The organism is Rhodococcus sp. DN22 (assembly GCF_036669995.1).
GTDB classification, from domain to species: domain Bacteria; phylum Actinomycetota; class Actinomycetes; order Mycobacteriales; family Mycobacteriaceae; genus Rhodococcus_F; species Rhodococcus_F erythropolis.
The window spans coordinates 3,513,112-3,517,152 of record NZ_CP133326.1 but is presented as its reverse complement, the minus strand read 5'-3'; the positions used below and the strand labels follow the sequence as shown (position 1 = coordinate 3,517,152).

General features: G+C 63.7%; 4 protein-coding genes. 2 read left to right on the top strand and 2 right to left on the bottom strand.

Annotated features, from left to right (window positions below; all coding sequences use genetic code 11):
* Positions 1 to 86: 86 nt before the first annotated feature.
* Complete coding sequence (locus RA302_RS16080; protein ID WP_003944025.1) at positions 87 to 1,109, top strand: alpha/beta hydrolase family protein; 1,023 nt, start codon at positions 87 to 89, stop codon at positions 1,107 to 1,109.
* Positions 1,110 to 1,211: 102 nt separating this feature from the next.
* Positions 1,212 to 2,033, top strand: a complete 822-nt coding sequence (locus tag RA302_RS16075; RefSeq protein WP_030536776.1) for a GNAT family N-acetyltransferase — start codon at positions 1,212 to 1,214, stop codon at positions 2,031 to 2,033.
* 10 nt (positions 2,034 to 2,043) lie between these two features.
* On the opposite strand, the gene RA302_RS16070 is transcribed toward RA302_RS16075, so the two are convergent.
* Both RA302_RS16070 and RA302_RS16065 read right to left on the bottom strand, forming a co-directional pair.
* Positions 2,044 to 3,510, bottom strand: a complete 1,467-nt coding sequence (locus RA302_RS16070; RefSeq protein ID WP_050656861.1) for an FAD-dependent oxidoreductase — start codon at positions 3,508 to 3,510, stop codon at positions 2,044 to 2,046.
* An 87-nt stretch (positions 3,511 to 3,597) separates the two neighbouring features.
* Positions 3,598 to 4,041, bottom strand: coding sequence for a carboxymuconolactone decarboxylase family protein (locus tag RA302_RS16065; protein WP_070161422.1), 444 nt, complete (start codon positions 4,039 to 4,041; stop codon positions 3,598 to 3,600).

Below are 4,041 nucleotides of genomic sequence, written 5' to 3'. Positions count from 1 at the left end.
CAACTTCAAGCCACCAAGCCGCACGCCCGCGAAGCGAGCGCCACCGAGCTGTTGCCGGGCACCGCAATCGAGCACGAGGAGCGGCAATGAGAAGAATCGGACGTACTCGGGCAATGCTTGTCGTCGCCCTCGTCGCGTGGACGGGACTGTTCGGCGAAGCAGCGTTGGCCTCGGCTGACCCGGCCCCGACATCCCCTTCAGGCGGTTCAGCTCTCGATCACGTCGAGGAGATCAACGCCCGTCAGCTGACTATGTACGTCTACTCGGCTGCGATGGACAAGGTGATTCCGCTCGAGGTGATTCGGCCGGCAGACACAAGTGCGCCCCGGCCGACCCTCTATCTACTCAATGGCGCCGGCGGAGGCGAGGACACGGCGACGTGGCAGACACGGACAGACGTCGTCGACTTCTTCGGCGACAAGAACGTCAACGTCGTCAACCCGATCGGCGGTGCCTACAGCTACTACACCGACTGGGAGAAGCCCGATCCTGTTCTCGGACTGAACAAGTGGACCACATTTCTCACCCAGGAGTTGCCACCGATCGTCGATGCCACGCTCGGGACTACGGGTACGAATGCCGTTGCCGGATTGTCGATGGCAGGTACCTCGGTTCTGAGCCTGGCCGAGGCGGCGCCATCCGTTTACCGTGCCGTCGGTGCTTTCAGCGGGTGTGCCGAGACGAGTACTCAACCCGGTCAGGACTACGTGAGATTCGTGGTCGGATTCCGCGGCGGCAACGTGGACAACATGTGGGGTCCTCCCGGCGGTCCGGGCTGGGTAGCCAACGATCCTGTGGTCAACGCCGAGAGATTGCGGGGGGTCGACCTCTACATCAGCAATGGATCGGGCCTGCCCGGCCCACACGAGAATCTGGGCGGACCGATGGTCAACGGCGACCTCGGCGTTCTGGCGAACCAGGTGATCGTGGGTGGAGTCATCGAGGCCGGGACGAACCAGTGCACCCAGCGTTTGGCCGAGCGGCTCGACTCCTTGGGCATCCCGGCCACCTATGATTTCCGGGCAACTGGCACTCACTCTTGGGGTTACTGGCAGGACGATCTTCACAACTCGTGGTCGATGATTGCCGCGTCGATCGGTGCGCGTTAGCCGGCGAACCCTGGGGTCGGTGGCTGAGTTGTTTCTCACTCCGGGACACTCTTGCCGAACCTAGCCGACCGAACTGCAGGTCAGCGGCGTTATATTCGCCTCATGAGTTCAGAAACACTCGCTCCCCTCGACACCGACGTACTTGCGCGCAGGTTTGCGTGCCTGGGTGATCCGACGCGGCTGCGAGTGCTCCGACTTGCTGCCGGCGGTCCGATCGACGTCGAGACGATTGCACACGCCGCATCACTCGAGCCGTCGGCGTTGAGTGCCCACCTCGAGGCCTTGATCGAGGTCGGTTTTGTCGAGGCTTCGGTGCGTGAAGGCACTTCGGTTGTCAGTGTTGCCGGAACGGCATACTCCGATCTGATGGCAGCGGCCGCCGTCGTGGCTGCTCGTGGTCCGGTCGAAGACACACTGGGAGTTCTTCCCGATGACGTGGTGGTGCGCCGCATGGAATCCGGCGACTGGGATGCCGTCCGCTCGATCTACCGCGAAGGAATCGACACCGGAACCGCGACGTTCACCACCTCGGTGCCATCCGCCGAGAAGCTCGACGCGCAATGGTTACCCGATCATCGATGGGTGGCCGAGATCGACGGCCGCGTCGAAGGCTGGGCGAGCCTCAGCCCGGTGTCCTCGCGTGATTGCTACCGCGGGGTCGCCGAGAACTCCATCTACATCGGTAGCGGCGCTCGCGGGCGCGGCGTGGGCAAGCTGCTGCTTCGCCGACAGGTGCAAGCCGCCGACGCCAGTGAGATCTGGACAGTGCAGTCGTCGATTTTCCCGGAGAACCGGGCAAGCGTCGCCTTGCACCAGGCCGTCGGATTCCGAGTCGTCGGCACTCGGTCGCGTATCGCTCAACTGGGTGGGCGGTGGCGTGACACGTTGTTCCTCGAACGTCGCAGCGAGGACGCTGACATCTGAGAAGAGACGCTCAGCCCTTGGCAGCGCTGACTCCGGCGCGTCGCCCGTAGAAGCTGCCGTCACCGAGGGACGTTCCGGAGGCGTATCCACCGGCGCAGACGCCGGCGGTGCAGCGTCCAGCGGCAAACAAACCCGGGATCGGTTCGCCGGAGACGTGGATGACCTCCGAGTTGATCGACGTGCGCAGGCCGCCGAGCGTGAATCCGGCGGTGAAATTGCGAAGATCGAGCGCAGCGACGGGTGAGCCGATCGGCTTGACCCACTCCTTCTTCTTACCGAGTACCGGGTCTTCACCACGGGCGGCGTGCCGGTTGTAGACCTCGACCGTCGACTGAAGGGTGCCTTCCGGCAGGCCCATGTCGGATTCGAGTTCCTCGACGGTCTCGGCCACCCACTTGGGCTGGAATCTGAAGAACGGTGTGGAACTGTCGGCGGCGCAGCCCTCTTCGTAGGAAGCTTCGTCGATGATCAGGTAGGCCTGATTCTCGTTGCGCAGCAGCGTCTCCTGGCCGATTCTTCCCGGATACGTGTCCTCGTTGACGTAGCGCTGGCCGCGTCCGTTGACGAGAATGCCGCGGATCATCAACTGGGGGTCGCCGAAGAATGCGACCTCGGTGGCGTCCATGTGCGCGAGGTCGGCCCCGAGAGCCTGCGCCATCTGGATGGACTTTCCGTCGTGCTCTTCGATAGCCGCACCGGGGCGCCCGATCAGCCGTGGGGCGTACGACTGAATCATCGCTTCGTTGTAGGCGAAGCTTCCCGTCGCCAGTACGACACCCGTGCGTGCTCGAACTGCCACTTCCTTGCCGTACTGCTTGGCGATGATGCCGACCACTCGATCTCCGTCGACGACCAGGCGCTGGACTCGCATGTCGTATTCTGCTCGTACGCCGAGGCTTTCGGCCGTCTCGATCAGTGGCTTCATCAACATGAAACCACCGCCCTTCTCCCCGGTGCGCTTGCCGCTCATCTGTGGAACGTGCCCGCGAGGGGCCGGTGTCGCGATCGTGTTGAACGGTGCCGAGTTCTCGCCGCCGGAATACATGAGTCCGTCGTCGAAGGGTGTTTCCCAGCCGGGTTGGCCGTAGAAACTCTCCTTGAACGGCACTCCGTTGTCGACGAGCCAGTTGTAGTGCTCGACGCTGCCTTCGCAGTAGTCGGTGATCTTCTCCTCGTCGGCGCCGGGACCGAGTGCGGCCATCATGAACGATTTCATGTTGGCGGGGGAGTCCTCGAACCCGAGTGCCTGCTGCAACGGGGTCCCGCCGCCCAGATAGATGAATCCGCCTGCCAGCGCCGCAGCGCCGCCCCAGCCGCTCGTGCGCTCGAGCACCAACACGTCGGCGCCCGCTCGCGCGGCCTCGATCGAAGCACTCACTCCGGCAATGCCGTAGCCGGCGACGACGACGTCAGCCTCGAAGTGCCACTGCTCGATGTTTGCGGAGGACTGCGGACGGATTGAGCTGGCCTCGGCCATGGATTCGGATCCTTCGTTCTTCTGGTTGGTTGGTGGGGGAATCGGTGGGTGTGATCGATGCCCTGATGGCAGTATCTCGACCGAAAGTCAGTCGGTGTCCGTTTTCGCGGAATCGGCCGCGGCCTTCTCCTTGGCGCGCGCGGCCTTACGTCTGTCGGCCTTCACAGCGATCAGCGCATTGTTGAGCCCGGTGGCCAGCGGCCAGCCGACGTAGTGGCACAGGAAGATTGCGGCCTCTTCGAACTGCTGCTCGGTCAACTCCTCGTTGTGGAGAGCAGCGTTGATCTGGATCTTCGCCACATCGTTGTGCCCCTGGGCGGTGATGGCACCGATCAGGAGTAGTCGTCGATCACGTACCGACAGTCCCGGTCGCGTCCAGATGTCGGCAAAGAGGTGGTCGGCGGTGACCGCGAAGAAGTCGCCGGGAACGTCGGCGGGAAGCTCCCAGCCGTACACCTCGTTCATCTTCGCGACGCCACGAGCACGGGCCTCGGAGATGCGGCTTTCGTCGGTTCCACCGGCATCGGTCAT

Coding starts and splice junctions, on each gene's coding strand:
- RA302_RS16080 (WP_003944025.1), top strand. CDS start 87: ATGAGAAGAATCGGACGTACTCGGGCAATGCTTGTCGTCGCCCTCGTC.
- RA302_RS16075 (WP_030536776.1), top strand. CDS start 1,212: ATGAGTTCAGAAACACTCGCTCCCCTCGACACCGACGTACTTGCGCGC.
- RA302_RS16070 (WP_050656861.1), bottom strand. CDS start 3,510: ATGGCCGAGGCCAGCTCAATCCGTCCGCAGTCCTCCGCAAACATCGAG.
- RA302_RS16065 (WP_070161422.1), bottom strand. CDS start 4,041: ATGACCGATGCCGGTGGAACCGACGAAAGCCGCATCTCCGAGGCCCGT.